Genomic DNA, 17065 nt, shown 5'->3' with positions numbered 1-17065 from the left:
GAGAGATCTCCCGATCGACGCCGGTCCGCGGCCGACGAGCCGCGATACTCGCTCAGTGGTCTTCGTCGATCTCGTCGTGGAGGAGACCGAGGATACGCCGCTTCAGTGCGATGAACTCGGGCTCGAGCACCAGATCCATCGAACGCGGACGCTCGAACCGGACCGGGATCTCGGCCTTGATGCGGCCGGGACGCGCCGTCATCACCACCACCCGATCGCCGAGCAGGATCGCCTCGTCGATGTCGTGGGTGACGAAGAGCACGGTCTTCTGGGTGTGCTCCCAGACCCGCAGCAGCAGCTTCTGCATGGTGCCGCGCGTCTGGCTGTCGAGCGCGCCGAAGGGCTCGTCCATCAGCAGCACGTCGGGATCGTTGGCGAGCGCGCGGGCGAGCGCCACGCGCTGCTTCATGCCGCCGGAGAGCTGCGAGGGATAGGCGTCGGCGAACGGGGCGAGGCCGACCTCCTCGATGAAGCGTTCGGCGATCGCCCGGCGCTCGGCCTTGCCCAGGCCCTTGCGCTTCGGTCCGTATTCGACGTTGGCCCTGACCGTCATCCAGGGAAACAGCGTGTAGCCCTGGAAGACCATGCCGCGATCGGGACCGGGTTCGCTGACGGCGCGGCCGTCGACGCGGATGTCGCCGGCGGTCACCTCGGTCAGGCCGGCGGCGAGATAGAGCAGGCTCGACTTGCCGCAGCCCGACGGGCCGACGATGACGCAGAACTCGTTCTTGTCGACGTCGAACGAGACGTCGTCGACCGCGAGGGTGCCGCGCTCGCCGCCGTAGCGGAGCGTGACGTTCTCGATGGCGAGCCGGGCGGGATCGTCGCCGGGGCGGCGATGATGGCGCGGGAAGAGCTCGACGGCGGTCTCGTCGACCGGTGCGGCGTGTCGGGTGTCGATCATCATTCGGCCCATGGTGCGGCCCTCCGGCGGAGGAAGCGGAAGAGGAGATCGGAAATCAGGCCGAGCACGCCGATGGTGGCGATCGCCAGGAAGATCACGTCGACCTGGAAGCCGCGCATGGCCTTGATGGTGATGTAGCCGAGGCCCGACGAGGCGGCGACGAGTTCGGCCACCACGAGATAGGACCAGGCCCACCCGAGCGTGACGCGCAGCGTGTCGAGGATTTCCGGCAGCGCCGCGGGGAAGATCACGTGCCAGACGACCTCGTTGCGGCGAGTGCCGAGCGTGTAGGAGGCGTTGATCAGATCGCGCGGCACCGCACGGGCGCTGTCGGCGATCATCACCACCTGCTGGAAGAAGGTACCGAGGATGATGACGGTGACGCGCTGCTGGATGCCGATGCCGATCCACAGGATGAGCAGCGGCACGAAGGAGGTCACCGGCAGATAGCGCATGAAGTTGACCAGCGGCTCGATCGCCGCCTGGACGGCGCGGTAGCTGCCCATCCACAGACCGATGGGCACGGCCACGATCGAGGAGATGACGAAGCCGAGCAGCACCACCTGGAGGCTCGCCAGCGTGTGGACGATCAGGCTGCCGTCGGCCAGAAGCCGTTCGCCGGCCGCCCAGACCCGTTCGGGCGCGGGCAGGAACATGGTCGGGACGAGGCCGGAATGGGAGACGATCTCCCAGCCGGCGACGACCGCGATCCAGACGACGATCCCGGTGATCAGAACCGCCCGCCGGGAGATGTCCCGGAAGGGCGTCGTCATCAGGACCCAGGGCGTGCGCCGAGAACTCATGGGTGTCTCCTCTCGGTGTGGGCGACCGGTCGGGGCGGAAGGGGCGGAAGCCCGCGGGCTCCCGGTCGTTCGCCGGTCGGCCGAGGAGGTCGACCGGCGAGGGATCAGGGGCGATGCCTCACTTGGCGGTGGCCCACGAGGCGTCGACGAGGGTCGAGTAGTCGACCTTCATCTTCATCATGCCCTTGCCGCCCCAGATGTCGTTGGCCAGCCGAATGAGATCGGCGGCCTCGCCCTTGTCGGCCGCGCCGAAGAACGCAACGTTGCGAGCCTTGTCGTAGAAGTGGACGCCCTTCGCCGCATCGGCGAGGTCCTCGGTCTTCGACAGATAGCCGCCGACGCCCTTGGCCATGATCGCGTAGGACTTCTCGGGATTGGCCTTGAGATAGTCGATGGCGCGGTAGTAGGCCTTCACGAAGGCGGCGACGTCGTCCTTCTGCTTCTCGATGACCGAGCACTTGAGGCCGACGGTGTCGACGATGGCGCCGGGGGTGGCGGTGGAGTCGATCAGGACCTTGCCGTTGCCCGACTTGCGGACCTCGCCCAGATGCGGCTCCCAGGTGACGGCGGCGGGCACGCGGCCGGCGATGAAGGCGGCGGCGGCATCGTCGGCGGTCATGTTGGAGACCTTGACGTCCTTCTCGGTCATGCCTTCCTTGGCGAGCAGGATGTTGAACCAGAACTGGGACACCGAGCCCTCGTTCATCGCCACTTCCTTGCCCTTCAGGTCCTTCAGCGACTTGATGTCCTTGGCTGCGAGCACGCCGTCGCCGCCGTGGCTGTCGTCGAGGGCGAGGACCGACTTGAAGCAGAAGTCGGGCGAGCGCCACTTCATCACCTCGTCGACGGTGGATGCCATGCCTTCGAGGTCGCCGGAGGCGACGGCGGCCATGTAGATGGCGCTCTCCTCGATGGTCTTCAGCTCGACGTCGACGCCGGCCTCCTTGAAGTAGCCGAGGTCGCGGGCGAGGAAGAGCGGGCCGTAGCCGACCCAGGTGGTCATGCCGAGGCGGATCTTGCCGGCTTCGGCCGGGACGGTGAAGGCGAGCGAGGCGGCGAGGCCGGCCAGCAGGGTCGCGGTACGCAGAGGCTTCTGGATCATCGGTACGGATCTCCGTCGGGCACGGGGATCGGCCGGGGCGGCCGACGCCGGGGATTGGTGCGCGATCGACGGGGCGGGGAGGGTTGCGAAGGCCGTTTTCCGGCCGTCGGCGTCTCCGTGAAACCCCGTAGATCAACTCCGATGAAGAGCTAATCACGCCGCATTCTTCGGCAAAAATAGTCTTTTCAGGCCTTCTGCTTCGGCTCGGCCTAAGCAATCTTCCGGACCCCGATGCGGGCGCGAACGGAGCCCCGCCGCGCCCCGAAATCGGGGGCAGGCGCGCCGGACGGGGGGCGATCTCAGGGCTTCTTGACGCGGCGGTCGATGGCCGGGGCGACCATGCCGGGGATGTAGGCGTCGGAGACGAAGGCGGCGCAGTGGCTCTCGAAGGCCTGGAGCAGGCGGGACTTGCGCAGGCCGGCGAGCGTGGCGATGCCGATCACCATCGGGCGGTGGTCGCCCGACAGCCGCACGCGGACGACGCGACGCCCGTCGAGGGCGTGATCGGAGCGCGGGCGGACGTTGGCGAGCGTGTAGCCGTAGCCGTTGGCGACCATGGTGCGCACCACGTCCTGATGCGACGAGCGCCAGGCGATCTTCGGCTGCACCCCCTCCTTGAGGAAGAGCGCGAGGAAATATTCCCGGCTGATCGGCAGATCGAGCAGGACGAGCGGTTCGTCGACGAGGTCCTGGAGACCGACGGCCGACAGGCGGGCGAAGGGATGGGCCTCGCTCACCACCACATGCGGCGGCAGGCTCGCCAGCGGCACGAAGTCGATGCCGTCGGGGATCTGCAGATCGTAGGTGACGGCGACGTCGATCTCGGCGCGGCGGAGCCCTTCGAGGAGGCGTTCCTGATCGGCCTCCTGCATCCGGATCTGCGCCGCGGGAAAGGCCGAGGTGAAGCCGTGGGCGAGCTCGGGCATGATCATCGGCGCCAGCGTCACCATGCAGCCGACCGAGAGTTGCCCGCGCACTTGGTCGGTCGCCTCGGAGGCGACCGTGTAGAGCCCTTCGGCCTGCTCGACGAGATGCTTCGCCTCGGCCAGCAGACGCCGTCCGGCCGGCGTCAGCGACAGGCCCTGGGCGTGATGGCGGACGAAGAGCTGGACGCCGAGCTCCTGCTCGAGGTGGCTGATCGCGGTCGAGATCGACGGCTGCGAGATGTTGATCCGCTCCGAGGCGAGCGTGATCGAACCGGTTTCGCCTGCGGCGATGAAATACTCGAGTTGCCGAAGCGTGTAGCGCATGACCGTCGTCTACTCCTTTCGGCGGCGTCGCGCGAGCAACTCGAACGGGCGGGATCCGCCCTCGCTCTCAATACCGGATCCAGGTGGTCTTGAGCCCGGTGAACTTGTCGAAGGCGTGCAGCGACAGATCGCGGCCGTAGCCGGACTGTTTGAAGCCGCCGAAGGGCGTCGCGGCGGAGAGCGCGTCGACGGTGTTGACCGAGACGGTGCCCGCCTTCAGGCGATCGGCGACGCGATGGGCGCGCTTGAGGTTCGACGTCCACACCGAGGCGGCGAGGCCGTAGATCGTGTCGTTGGCGATGGCGATCGCCTCCTCTTCGTCGTCGAAGGGCATGACCACGAGAACGGGGCCGAAGATCTCCTCGCGGGCGATCGGCAGGTCGTGCGCCACGTCGGTGAAGACGGTCGGCTCGACGAAGGCGCGGCTGGCGCCGCGGACGACGCGATTGCCGCCGCAGGCGAGGTGCGCCGTGCGTTTTCCCTCGTCGATCCAGCCGGCGACGCGATCGGCGTGACGCTCGTCGATCAGCGCGCCCATGGTGGTCTCGGGATCGAGCGGATCGCCGAGGCGGACGGCGCGGGCGCGCTCCATCACCTTGGCGACGAAGACCTCGGCGATCGAGCGCTCGACGAGGAGCCGGGAGTTGGCCGAGCAGATTTCGCCCTGATTGTAGAAGATGCCGAAGGCGGCCATGTCGGCGGCGGCATCGAGATCGTCGCAGTCGGCGAAGACGAGATTGGGGCTCTTGCCGCCGCACTCCATCCAGACCTGCTTGAGGTTCGACTGGCCGGCGTAGATCTGGAACAGCTTGCCGACCTCGGTCGAGCCGGTGAAGGTCACGCAGTCGACGTCCATGTGCAGGCCGATCGCCTTGCCGGCGGTCGGGCCGAAGCCCGGCACCACGTTGAAGACGCCGGCGGGCACGCCCGCCTCGAACGCCAGTTCGGCCAGCCGCAGCGCCGTCAGCGGCGACTGTTCGGCCGGCTTCAGCACGACCGAGTTGCCGGCGGCGAGCGCCGGGGCGCATTTCCACACCGCCATGTCGAGCGGGAAGTTCCACGGCACCACCGCACCGACGACGCCGAGCGGCTCGCGTCGGACGACGGCGAGATTGCCCGGCGCGGTCGGCGCCACTTCGTCGTAGATCTTGTCGATCGCCTCGGCGTACCACTGGACGATCCCGGCGGAGCCGGGGACGTCGACCGAGACCGTGTCCCGGATCGGCTTGCCGCTGTCGAGCGTCTCGAGCAGCGCCAGTTCCTCGAGATTGGCGCGCAGCAGGTCGGCGAGCTTCAGGAGTACCGCCTTGCGCTGCGCCGGGTCGGTGCGCGACCACACCCCGGCCTCGAAGCTGCGGCGGGCGGCGGCAACCGCCAGGTCGACGTCGGCGGCGTCGCAGGCGGCGATCTTCGCCAGCGTCTCGCCCGTCGCCGGGTTCACGCAGTCGAAGGTCTCGCCGGAGACGGCATCGACGAAGGCGCCGTCGATGAAGGCGCGGGTACGCACGTCGAGGGCTCGGGCGGCGGCCTGCCAGTCGTCACGGCTGCGTTCGGTCATCGTCTCTTCCTGCTCCCTCGGGGCGTCGGGGGACGCCGATGGTTCGTCTCGTGTGGGTGCCCCGGCGTCACGCGTCGCCGGGAACCCCGTAGCTCGGTGCGGCGTCCGGGCTCAAGGCCCGCTGCACATAGGCCGCCGCCTGCGGCTTCCACAGATCCCACAGCGCCGCGAGGCGGCCGATCGGATCGTCGTCGTCCCAGTCGACGCGCAGGTCGGTGACCGGCCAGTCGACCGCGTCGACGATCGTGAGGCCGGCGGAATGGACCGGTCCGGCCTCGCCCCCGGCCGCCAGACCGGCCGCGAGCGCCAGGATCAGGCGGTCGCCGAGATCGCCCTGCGAGGCTTCGAAGGCCGCCGTCATCGCCGCGGGAACCGTCTGCCCGGCGAGGAGATTACCGGCGGCGACGCAGTCGCGGCCCTCCGCCGTCGCATGGGTGCCGAGCGTTCCCGCGCCCGAGAAGACCGCCGTCCGCCCTTGCACGTCGATCGCGGTGAGCTGGCGGAAACCGATGTCGGCGCGGGAGGCGACCAGAGCCTCGAGCGCGGCGGCGGCCGAGGCCCCCTTCGCCATCAGATCGAGTGCTGCGGGGCCGAGGCGCGGATCGGTGACGTTCTGCGAGGCGACGGCGCCGACGCCGGCGCGCAGATGGGCGCAGCGCGCCGCCACCGCCGGCGACGAGGAGGAGATGGCGAGGCCGAAGCGGCCCGTCTTGGCGCAACGCGCGGCGATCGAGAAGGTCATCGCCGTCAGTCCGGGATCACGGCGGTGGCGTCGATCTCGACCAACCAGGTCGGGCGGGCGAGCGCCACCACGACGAGGCCGGTGCAGACCGGATGTACGCCGCGGATGTATTCGCCCATGGTGCGATAGACCGCCTCGCGATGGCGGACGTCGGTCAGATAGACCACCAGCTTGCAGACGTGTTCCATCTGCCCGCCGGATTCCTCGACGAGCTGGCGGATGTTCTGCATCACCTTGTGGGTCTGGGCGACGGGATCGCCGATGCCGACGTCCGCGGCGGTGTCGAGATCCTGCGGGCACTGGCCGCGCAGGAAGATGGTCGTCCCGCGCGCCACCACGGCCTGGGCGAGATCGTTGTCGAGCTTCTGCTCGGGATAGGTCTTCGCGGTGTTGAACGGACGGATGCGGCGGTGGATCATCGAGAATACCTCGAATGTGGGCGTGACGAGGAGCCGGCGACGGAGGCGGAACGCCTCACTCGGCGGCGCGGGGATTGGGCGAGGGATCGAACCAGCGCGACACGTCGCTGTCGGCGGTCTGCCGGGTCTTCGGTCCGAGCACGCGGTCGGAGAGACCGGCGGCCGCCTTGACGAAGTCGAGCGGGCCGTCCCAGTCGAAGGTGCGATAGACCGCCGCGAGATGGGCGTGGGGCGGTGACTGGGCGAAGAGCTGGAAGCTCAGCCGATGGCCGGCGTATCCGGAATCGATCAGGTCGCGGGCGAAGGCCATCAGGCGGCGCCGATCGTCGGCGTGCCATTCCTCGTTCCACGAATAGTAGCGCTCGAGCCAGGGGCCGGTCTCCGGCGAGGCGAAGGAGGCGGCACTCGGCGTCAACGCGATCTGGCCGCCGCACAGCTCGCGGGCGAGCGCGACCATCTCGGGCAGGCGGGCGCAGGCCGTCGCCCGGCCGGCATAGAGCAGCGACTGATTGGGCATCATCAGCCCGCTCGGCGAGCGTTCGGCGAGCGTCACCGCTGCGGTCAGATGCGCCTCGATGCTCTCGCGCCACACCGCCATCGCGGCGAGCTTCTCCTGGACCGGCTGGAGCCGATCGACGCCGCTCTGGCGCAGCGCGAACAGTGCCGTTCCGATCAGCATGTCGGCATGGCGGAGCTGGCGCTGGAGGAAGGCGAAGGCGGAATAGCGATGCAGCGTCGCACGGATGAACATCGCCGCGCGGGTGTGGCGATAGAAGAGGACGTTCTCCCACGGCACCAGCACGTCGTCGAAGACCACCAGCGCCTCCACCTCGTCGAAGCGGGAGGAGAGCGGCGCGTCTTCGGGCCGCGCCACCCCGGCGAACCCCGAGCGGCAGATGAACTTCAGCCCCGGCGAACCGAGATCGCAGACGAAGCCGATCGCATGGTCGGACTGGTCGCTGTCGCCCCAATCGACGATGGTCGGCTTGGTGAAGGCCTGATTGGCGTAGGGAGCCGCCGTCTCGAACTTCGCCCCGCGCACGACGACACCGGCGTCGGTCTCTCTCACCACCCGCAGCAGCATGTCGGGATCGCGCTCGCCGAAGGCCCGCGAGCGATCGCCCTTCGGGTCGGTGTTGGCGGAGACGTGGAAGGGGTCCTCGTGCAGAACCTTGTCGATGTGGGTGCGGATGTTGGCCGAGAAGCGCGGATCGACCTCGTTGAGAATGTCCTGGCCGTCGAACAGCGACCACATCTCGCCGATCGTCTCGTCGCCGACGCGGGTGACGACGCCGCCGATCTCGTCGAAGACGCAGTCGGTGGCGCGGCGCTTGTCCCACCAGTCCTCGCGGGTGATCGGCAGCTTGTTGCCGATGGCGTTGACCTCGCCGTCGAGGGTGAAGGTCATGACGTCGCGGGTGCGGGCGTCGCGCTGCATGTCGTAGATGCGGGCGCGAACGCCGACGATGGGGGCGAAGACCGGGTGGGTGGTGACGTCCTTCACCCGTTCGCCGTCGACGAAGACCTCGCGCCCGTCGCGGATCGATTCCAGATACTCGTCGCCGGTGCGGATCATGCCGGTCCCTCGGGATGCGCGGGGAGCGGTCTCGTCGCCGCTCCCTCGTCCCGACGATCCTGTCGCCTCGCCCGACGCGAGGAAAATATTCGTTTCCGGCTCACTGCTTCAAAAGATCCGAAGCAGCGGTCTTCGGCCTGCCTCACGCCGCGAGGCGGGCGAGGAGCGCGTCCATGAAGCGGTCGCATTCGGCGATCTGCTCGCGGGAGACCCATTCGTCGGGCTTGTGGCCCTGATCCATCGAGCCGGGGCCGCAGATCACGGTCGGGATGGCGAGACGCTCGCGGAAGAGCCCGCCCTCGGTGCCGAAGGCGAGCTTGACGCGGTCGTTGCGCCCGGTCAGCGCCTGGGTGAAGGCGACCACCGGTTCATCCTCGCGCGTCGAAAGACCCGGATAGGCATTGGTCACCTCGACCCGCACCGCCGCCTCGGGGAAGCTCGCCCGCCAGGGTGCTGCGACCGCCTCGGCGTCGGCCTCGAGACAGGCCAGCAGCGCCGCCGGATCGTCCTCGGCGAGGTTGCGGAACTCGAACTCGATCGCGCAGGCGTTGGGCACGATGTTGAGCGCGGTGCCGCCGCCGATCCTGCCGACGTGGAGCGTCGTATAGGGGACGTCGTAGGCCGCGTCGCGCGCACCCGAGCGGACGAAGGTCTCCTGCCGGGCGCGGATCTTGTCGACATAGGCGCAGGCGAGATGAATGGCGTTGAGTGCGGTCGGCGCCAGCGCCGAATGGGCCTCGCGACCGCAGCAGAGCGCCCGCAGCGCCGTCTTGCCCTTGTGGCCGGTGGAGATCCGCATCGAGGTCGGCTCGCCGATGATCGCCATCTCGGGGCGGAACGGCGCCGCGGCCATGGCGTCGAGCAGCGAGCGCACGCCGACGCAGCCGATCTCCTCGTCGTAGGAGAAGGCGAGATGGAGCGGCGTCGCGAGGTCCATCGTCGCGGCACGGTCGGCGGCGGCGAGCGCGCAGGCGAGGAAGCCCTTCATGTCGGTGGTGCCGCGGCCGGTCAGCCGACCGCCGAGATCGCGCAGACGGAAGGGATCGCCGCTCCACGCCTGCCCCTCGACCGGCACCACGTCGGTGTGACCCGACAGCATGACGCCGCCGCGGTCCTTGCGTCCGATGGTGGCGAAGAGGTTCGCCTTGGTGCCCTCGGCGTTCGGCACCAGCGTCGCCTCGATGCCGCGGGCGGCGAGGAAGTCGACGACGAAGGCGACGAGATCGCGATTGGAGGCGGAGGAGACGGTCGGAAAGGCGACGAGACGATCGAGGAGATCGAGGGAGGTGACGGTCATCGGGAGGCTCCGGAAGGCACGGGGAGACTAGCAGAGGCCGATGCCCGCCCCGGCGAGGATCTTCCGAAGCAGGGCTTCGGCAAAAGCGAATTTCGCTGCGCGGCGCCGCCTCCTAGGCTCCGGAAAACCGCGTACTGCAGCCGAGCCGGAGCCCCCATGACCCGTGATCCGCGATACGACGTCCTGTTCGAGCCGGTGAAGATCGGCCCCGTCACGACGAAGAACCGTTTCTATCAGGTGCCCCACTGCAACGGCATGGGCTACCGCGACCCGACGGCGCTCGCGACGATGCGCGCCATCAAGTCGGAGGGCGGCTGGGGTGTCGTCTGCACCGAACAGGTCGAGATCCATCCGACCGGCGACATCGCCCCCTTCATCGAACTGAGGAACTGGTCGGATCAGGACGTGCCGGCGCTCGCCCGCATGGCCGACGCCATCCATTCCCACGACAGCCTCGCCGGGCTCCAGCTCGCCCACAACGGCATGAACGCGCCCAATCTCTATTCGCGCGAGATTCCCTTCGGCCCCGCCGATCTGCCGGTCTTCTCCGTCTATGACGACCCGGTCCAGGCGCGCGCCATGGACCTGACCGACATCCGCAATCTGCGCCGGTGGCACCGCGCCGCGGCGCTGCGGGCGAAGACGGCGGGCTACGACATCACTTACGTCTACGCCGGCAAGCTCTTCGGCGGCGCCATGTTCTTCCTGTCGCGGCGCTACAACGACCGCACCGACGCATACGGCGGCAGCCTCGAGAACCGCTGCCGTCTGCTGAAGGAGCTGATCGAGGAGACGAAGGATGCCGTCGGCGACACCATGGCGGCCGCCTGCCGCATCTCGGTCGACGAACTGATCGGCCCGGAGGGTCTCCACGCCGAGGAGGCGCGCGACATCATCTCCCATCTCGCCGAGGTGCCCGATCTCTGGGACCTCACCCTGTCGAGCTGGGACAACGACAGCCAGACCTCGCGCTTCGCCGACGAGGCCTATCAGGAGCCCTTCGTCACCGGCGTGAAGAAGCTCACCACCAGGCCGGTGGTCGGCGTCGGCCGTTTCACCTCGCCCGACACGATGGTGCGCATGGTGCGTCAGGGCATCCTCGATCTGGTCGGCGCCGCGCGTCCCTCGATCGCCGATCCCTTCCTGCCGAAGAAGATCGAGGAGGGGCGGATCGAGGAGATCCGCGAATGCATCGGCTGCAACATGTGCGTCGCCGGCGACCACACGACGACGCCGATCCGCTGCACCCAGAACCCGTCGATGGGCGAGGAATGGCGGCGCGGCTGGCATCCCGAGCGCATCCGGCCGAAGGAGAGCGAGGCGAAGGTCCTCGTCGTCGGCGCCGGGCCGGCGGGTCTCGAGGCGGCGATGATGCTCGGGCGGCGCGGCTACGACGTGGCGCTCGCCGAGGCGACGCGCGATCTCGGCGGACGGCTGGTGGCGGAGCGGCGCCTGCCGGGTCTCGCGGCCTGGGGTCGTGTGGTCGACTACCGCGTCGGCCGCCTCGCCGACACCGCGAACGTCGAGATCTATCGCGAGAGCCGGCTCACCGCCGACGACATTCTCGGCTTCGGCTTCGCCCATGTGGCGATCGCCACGGGCTCGAGCTGGCGCGCCGACGGCATCGGACGCCGGCTGCTGAAGCCGCTGCCGATCGCGGCGGGCGTCGACGTGCTCACGCCCGACGATCTGATGGCCGGACGCCGGCCGGCGCCGGGGCCGGTGATCGTCTTCGACGACGACCACTACTACATGGGTGGCATCCTCGCCGAACTCCTCGCCCGCGAGGGGCGGGAGGTGACGCTGGTGACGGCCAATGGCGAGGCCTCGACCTGGATGAAGATGACGATGGAGCAGCACCGCGTGCAGGCCCGCCTCCTCGAGGTCGGGGTGACCATCGTGCCGCATCGCCTGCCGACGCGGGTGGAAGGCGGCGAGATCGAGCTCGCCTGCGTCTATTCCGGCCGGCTGGAGCGCCGCCCCTGCGCCGCGATCGTGATGGTCACCGCGCGTCTGCCGCAGAAGGGGCTCGCCGAAGAGCTTCTCGCGCGGCGGGCGGAATGGGCGGACGCCGGTCTCGCTTCGGTCACGCGTGTCGGCGATGCGCTCGCGCCGGGAACCATCGCCGCGGCGGTCTGGGCCGGCCGTCGCTTCGCCGAGGAACTCGATGCCCCTCCGCTCGGTCCCGACGACCTGCCCTTCCGCCGCGAGGTGGCGGCTCTCGACGACGGACCGCTCGCCTGGTGACGACACCCGGCACCGGCCGCGCCGTCGTCGCCGAGAGCGGGACGGGCGCGGGCGGGCTCTTCGCCTCGGTCATGCATGGGGTGGCAGGGGGACGCCCGCCGCGCGGGCGCGGACGTTGTCGCGCAGACGGTGCCATCGCAGCACCATCTGCGGGGCGAAGCGCATGTGGAACGGAGCGGAGCGGAACGGCTCGACGCGCAGAGCGAGGTCCTGTTCACGGACGCCTTGCGCCCATTCGGCGAGGATGCCGCCGAGCATGCTGCCGGTCGGCACGCCGCGTCCCGACAGTCCGGTCAGTGCGGCGACGCCCGGGGCGAGGTCGTAGAGGCGCGGGACGGTGCGCGACTGCATGTCGAGTTCGCCGAACCAGAAGAACGGCCACTCGATCGGCCCTCGGATCTGTGGATGGAGCCACTTCAACCGGTCGGTCATGATCTGTCGGGTATGGGCGAGATCGCGCCCGCGCCGTCCCATCGGGAACATCGAGGCGACGATCCGGCCCGCGGCGTCGTATTTGTAGACGTAGATGTCGCCGCGGCCGTCGTGGATGGTCGTGTTGCGCGGCAGCACGCTGCGACGCTCCTCCGGCGGCAGCGGTGCCGTCGCGGCGACGAAGACCCGCATGATCCGGAAGGTTCGATCGAGCCCCGGCCAGCCGCCGACCGTGTAGGCGCCGGTCGCGAACAACACCTTGTCCGCGACGACGGCACCGCGCGGGGTGACGACGCGCCAGCCGGCCGCGGTGCGATCGATCCCCGTGACCGGCGTGTCCGGATGGACGCTGCCGCCTTCCGAGAGAACGGCGCGGGCGAGACCGCGGGCATAGCCGAGCGGGTTCAGGTGGCCGGCCTCGGCGTGGAACCAGCCGCCGTGGAAGCGCGGGCTGCCGGTGATGCGTTCGGCCTCGTCGCGGTCGATCAACCGTGTATCGGCACCGACCGCATTGTAGTCGCGGACCTTGTCGGCCAGCCGCGGCAGATCGCCGGGCGTCGCCGCCGCCATCACGTAGCCGTTCTGCTGCCATTCGCAGTCGATGGCATAGTGCTCGATCATCGCCGAGACGCGGCGGTTCGCCTTGGTCTGGCGATCGATCAGGCGCTCGGCCCAGGGCTCGCCGAGCATCCGGCGGATCTCGGGCAGTTCGTAGTGGGTGAAGGTCGGCGTGCAGTGTCCGGCGTTGCGCCCCGACCCGCCGAAGCCGATCTCCCGGGCCTCGAGGAGGACGACGCCGACGCCGGCCCGCGCCAGTTCGAGCGCCGTCGTCAGCCCGGTGTAACCACCGCCGACGATGCAGACGTCGGTCCGGCGATCGCCGTCGAGCGGCCGCATGTCGGGAGGCGGCGCGGCGGTGGCGTACCAGAGGGTGGTCTCGAACGGCGAGAACTTCGGATCGGCAGCCATGAACGGAACCCTCCGTGTCGGGCGGGAGCGCCCGTTCAGCCGGCGTCGCTGCGTGCGTCGAGCGCGTCGCGCAGGCCGTCGCCGATGAAGTTGAAGGCGGTGACCGCCATGGTGATGGCGACGCCCGGCACGATGGCGAGCCAGGGCGCGCCGGCGAGATACTGCTGGGCTCCGTTGAGCATGTTGCCCCAGCTCGGCACCGGCGGCTGGATGCCGTAGCCGAGGAAGCTGACGTAGGCCTCGAGCAGGATCGCCCGGGCGATCGTCAGCGTCGCCGCGACGATGATCGGGCCGGCGACGTTGGGCAGCAGTTCGCGGAACATGATCCAGCGGTTCGACAGCCCGAGCATGCGGGCCGCGAGTACGAAGTCGCGGTCGCGCAGCGAACGCACCTCCGCCTCGACGATGCGGGCGACCTCCATCCAGCTGGTCAGGGCGATGATGACGGTGATCATCGCCGGGCTCGGCTTGATGAAGGCCGCGAGGGCGAGCAACAGGAAGATGCTCGGAAACGACAGGATCGCATCGACGAACCGCATCAGGACGGTGCCGACGAAGCCGCCGCGATAGCCGGCGGTCACGCCGACGATCGAGCCGATCGCCGTGCTCATCAGCATCGCCATGAACCCGACCAGCAGCGAGATGCGTCCGGCCATGAACAGGCGCGCGGCGAGATCGCGTCCGAGCGGATCCGTGCCGAACACGTGGGCTCCGGTCATCGGCGGCGCGAAGCGGGCGTGCAGATCGATGTGGAGATCGTCGAAGGGCAGCAGCAGCGGCCCGAAGACACAGGCGACGATCAGGACGAGGATCATCCCGACTCCGATCAGTGCCAGGCGGTGGCGTGCGAAACGGCGCACCGAGCGATGGCGCCACCACCGTTCGGGCGGCATCCGGTCGGGCGCGGGGACATCGGGCGTGACGCTTGCGACACTCATGGGGCGCTCCTATCCGAGCCGGATGCGGGGATCGACGAAGGCGACCAGAAGGTCGGCGATCAGGCTCCCGAGAAGCACGAGGACGGCCGAGAACATGAGCAGCCCCATGACCACCGGGTAGTCGCTGTAGCCGAGGCTGTCGAGGAAGAGCCGCCCCATGCCGGGCCACGTGAAGACGGTTTCCGTCACCAGCGCGCCGCCCAGCATCGCCGGCAGCTGCATGCCGGCGAGCGTGATCATCGGCAGCAGCGCGTTGCCGATCACGTGACGCCGCAACACGACGGCGGGCGTCAGACCCTTGGCCCGGGCCGTGCGCACGAAGTCCTGGTTGATCACCTCGAGCGTGGCGGCGCGCATGTAGCGGCTCCAGATCGCCACGTCGACGAGACCGAGCACGCTCGCCGGCAGGATCAGGTGGCGGGCATGGTCGAGCACCGAGCCGTCGCCGACCGTGTACATGTTGCCGGCCGGCAGCCAGGCGAGCTCGACCGAGAACAGGTAGATCGCGACGAGGCCGAACCAGAAGGTCGGGATCGACAGGGCGATCATGGCACCGACGGTCACGGCATAGTCGAAGACCGAGTTGCGGTGGATCGCCCCCTTGATGCCGGCGAGGACGCCGACCGTCAGCGAGATGGCGGTCGCGGTCACCATCAGCAGCAGCGTCGCGGGAAGATGGTCGAAGACGACCTGCATCACCGGGCGATTGTCGCGATAGGATCGCCCCCAGTCGCCCTGCAGCATGTGGAACAGCCAGTCGAGATACTGGACCGGCAGCGGGCGATCGAGCCCCATCTGCGCGGCGATCCGCTTCATCTCCGCCTGGGTCATGCCCGGCGTCAGAGCGAACTGCGACAGGGGGCCGCCCGGTGCGAGATGAAGCAGCGCGAAGCCGATCATCGACACCAGAAAGAGCAGGATCAGGCTCTGCCAGAGCCGACCGCCGAGATAGCGCAACATGATGGGCCTCCGTCCTCGGCCTGGATCTCGGGGCTCCCACGATCCCCGATCGAAGGGAGCGACGACCTCTTCCCTCGCCACCGGGCAGCCCCTCGCCGCCCGGTCACCCCAGCCGGAGACCGCGTGAAGCGGCGGGCGGCGAGGTCGTGAGCGCCGGTCCGGCGCTCACGACGAGAGGGGGGTCACGAACGGGACCAGTCGCCGATGTTCCAGGTGTCGATCCGGGTGTTGACGTTGGCCTTGAAGCCTTCCACGCCCTTGGCGCGGCCGCGCACCGTCGCGTACTGGAACATCGGCAGGAACGGCAGGTCGGCGCGCATGATCTCCTGGATCTTCAGGTAGGCGGCCTTGCGTTCCTCGGGCTTGAAGCTCGAGGCGCCCTGCGCCAGCAGCTTGTCCACCTCGGGATTGGCATATTGCCAGGTGTTCTGGCCCGCCCCGCCCTTGCCGGCGCTCGACGTCGACAGGAAGAAGTCCGAGGTGTCCGGATCGCCGGTGACGAAATCGAGACCGACGATGACCGAATCGAACTTCGACAGCATCCAGTAGTCGCCCCACATCACGGCCGGCGGCAGATTGGAGATCGTCATCTCGATCCCGATCGACTTCAGGTTCTGCTGGATGAACTGCTGGACCTGTTCCCGGATGTGGTTGCCGGCGGTGGTGGAGTTGGTGAAGGCGAGCTTCACTCCACCCTTGGCGCGGATGCCGTCGGCGCCGACCTTCCAACCGGCCTCGTCGAGCAGCTTCTTGGCCTTGTCGAGGCTGAACTCGTGCTTGGGCAGGTTCGGATTGTAGTAGAACGACTCCTGCGGCATGTAGGTCTCGGTCGGGCGCGGCAGACCGTAGTAGAGCGCCTCGATGATCGTCGCCTTGTCGAGCGCGTGGTAGAGCGCCCGGCGCACCGCCGCGTCCTTGAACTGCGGGCGTTCCATGTTGAAGGTGAAGGACTCGACCGTCGACCCCGGGACGACCTGAACGATCTTGCCGGGCAGCGTCTTGGCCTCGGCATAGTGATCCGGGGTGATCCACTGCAGGCCGGACACGTCGACGTCGCCGGTCTTGAACTGGGTATAGAGGACGGTCAGGTCGGGGATGTACTTGTAGATCACCTTCTCCAGGTGCGGTCCGGCACCGAAATAGTCGGTGTTGGCGGTGAGCAGGATGTGGTCGCCGGCGACACGCTCCGACCATTTGTACGGTCCGGTACCGATCGGTGCATTGTTGAACGGCGTGTTGTTCTTGTCGGCGGCGCCGGCGAAGGCGTGCTTCGGCGTGATGAAGGTCGAGGCGAGGATCGAGGCATAGGGCGCGTAGGGCTTCTCGAGCCGCCACGTGATCTCCGTCGGTGAGACGACGGTCAGATCGCGGACGAGGTCGTGGCCGGCGCGGCGCCAACTGCGGAAGGCCGGATCGACCAGCAGTTCGAGCGTGAACTTGACGTCCTCGGCGGTGAAGGGCTTGCCGTCGTGCCACTTGACGCCGTCGCGCAGCTTGACGCGCCAGGACAGACCGTCGGCCGAGATGCCGCCGTTCTCCACCGTCGGCACTTCCACCGCCAGCGCCGGCGTGAACTTGCCCGTCTCGTCGATGCCGAACAGCGGATCGAAGATGCTGAAGTGAATGCCTTCGTCGACCTCGATGTGCGGCATGTGCGGGTTGAACACCGTCGGCTCCTGCGAGAAGGCGATGGTCAGCTGGCCCTTGACGGCCTTTGCCGCCGCCCAGACGACGGTGTCGGACAGCGCGACGCCGACGGCGGTGCCGCCGAGAAGGGCGAGGGCCTGGCGGCGGGAGAGGGGGGCGAACCTGTCGTTCATGCGTAGGAACTCCTCTGTCTGTCGTCTCGTCGGCGAGCGTGGCGGGAG

At 68.8% G+C, this 17065-nt stretch carries 14 protein-coding genes; 1 reads left to right on the top strand and 13 read right to left on the bottom strand.

Annotated features, from left to right (window positions below; translation table 11 throughout):
• Positions 1 to 52: 52 nt before the first annotated feature.
• The 9 genes from ACT53U_RS17560 to argE form a co-directional block, all read right to left on the bottom strand.
• Positions 53 to 916: an ABC transporter ATP-binding protein gene (locus ACT53U_RS17560; protein WP_476157096.1), complete on the bottom strand. Its 864-nt coding sequence runs from the start codon at positions 914 to 916 to the stop codon at positions 53 to 55.
• Positions 904 to 1707 (bottom strand): ABC transporter permease, encoded by an 804-nt coding sequence (locus ACT53U_RS17555; protein ID WP_476157095.1) that lies wholly within the window; start codon positions 1705 to 1707, stop codon positions 904 to 906. The genes ACT53U_RS17560 and ACT53U_RS17555 overlap by 13 nt, the downstream gene beginning before the upstream one ends.
• 118 nt (positions 1708 to 1825) lie before the next feature.
• Positions 1826 to 2809 carry an ABC transporter substrate-binding protein gene (locus ACT53U_RS17550; RefSeq protein ID WP_476157094.1) on the bottom strand — a complete coding sequence of 328 codons (984 nt, stop codon included), beginning with the start codon at positions 2807 to 2809 and terminating at the stop codon, positions 1826 to 1828.
• A 299-nt stretch (positions 2810 to 3108) separates the two neighbouring features.
• Positions 3109 to 4059: a LysR family transcriptional regulator gene (locus tag ACT53U_RS17545; protein WP_476157093.1), complete on the bottom strand. Its 951-nt coding sequence runs from the start codon at positions 4057 to 4059 to the stop codon at positions 3109 to 3111.
• 67 nt (positions 4060 to 4126) lie between these two features.
• The gene (locus tag ACT53U_RS17540; protein ID WP_476157092.1) at positions 4127 to 5617 is read right to left on the bottom strand and encodes an aldehyde dehydrogenase; all 1491 of its coding nucleotides are present in this window, start codon (positions 5615 to 5617) and stop codon (positions 4127 to 4129) included.
• A gap of 67 nt (positions 5618 to 5684) precedes the next feature.
• On the bottom strand, positions 5685 to 6359 hold the full coding sequence (locus tag ACT53U_RS17535) for a DUF1028 domain-containing protein (RefSeq protein WP_476157091.1): 675 nt from the start codon (positions 6357 to 6359) through the stop codon (positions 5685 to 5687).
• A gap of 5 nt (positions 6360 to 6364) precedes the next feature.
• Positions 6365 to 6778, bottom strand: coding sequence for a RidA family protein (locus ACT53U_RS17530; RefSeq protein ID WP_476157090.1), 414 nt, complete (start codon positions 6776 to 6778; stop codon positions 6365 to 6367).
• A gap of 55 nt (positions 6779 to 6833) precedes the next feature.
• Positions 6834 to 8354 (bottom strand): 4-hydroxyphenylacetate 3-hydroxylase family protein, encoded by a 1521-nt coding sequence (locus ACT53U_RS17525; RefSeq protein ID WP_476157089.1) that lies wholly within the window; start codon positions 8352 to 8354, stop codon positions 6834 to 6836.
• 142 nt (positions 8355 to 8496) lie between these two features.
• Entirely contained in the window at positions 8497 to 9651 is a 1155-nt protein-coding gene (gene argE, locus ACT53U_RS17520) for an acetylornithine deacetylase (protein ID WP_476157088.1), read from the bottom strand.
• 156 nt (positions 9652 to 9807) lie between these two features.
• Between argE and ACT53U_RS17515 the strand changes: the two genes are divergently transcribed.
• Complete coding sequence (locus ACT53U_RS17515) at positions 9808 to 11898, top strand: oxidoreductase (protein WP_476157087.1); 2091 nt, start codon at positions 9808 to 9810, stop codon at positions 11896 to 11898.
• 69 nt (positions 11899 to 11967) lie between these two features.
• Here the strand turns inward: ACT53U_RS17515 and ACT53U_RS17510 are convergent, their stop codons facing one another.
• From ACT53U_RS17510 to ACT53U_RS17495, 4 genes are all read right to left on the bottom strand, one after another.
• Positions 11968 to 13299: an NAD(P)/FAD-dependent oxidoreductase gene (locus ACT53U_RS17510; protein ID WP_476157086.1), complete on the bottom strand. Its 1332-nt coding sequence runs from the start codon at positions 13297 to 13299 to the stop codon at positions 11968 to 11970.
• A 35-nt stretch (positions 13300 to 13334) separates the two neighbouring features.
• A complete protein-coding gene (locus ACT53U_RS17505; RefSeq protein WP_476157149.1) occupies positions 13335 to 14192 on the bottom strand; it encodes an ABC transporter permease in 858 nt (285 codons plus the stop codon).
• Positions 14193 to 14246: 54 nt separating this feature from the next.
• Entirely contained in the window at positions 14247 to 15197 is a 951-nt protein-coding gene (locus tag ACT53U_RS17500; protein ID WP_476157085.1) for an ABC transporter permease, read from the bottom strand.
• A gap of 182 nt (positions 15198 to 15379) precedes the next feature.
• Positions 15380 to 17017, bottom strand: coding sequence for a peptide ABC transporter substrate-binding protein (locus ACT53U_RS17495; RefSeq protein ID WP_476157084.1), 1638 nt, complete (start codon positions 17015 to 17017; stop codon positions 15380 to 15382).
• Positions 17018 to 17065 lie beyond the last annotated feature (48 nt).

Source organism: Pinisolibacter sp. DMC19 (genome assembly GCF_056313985.1).
This window is presented reverse-complemented; position numbering and strand designations above follow the sequence as displayed.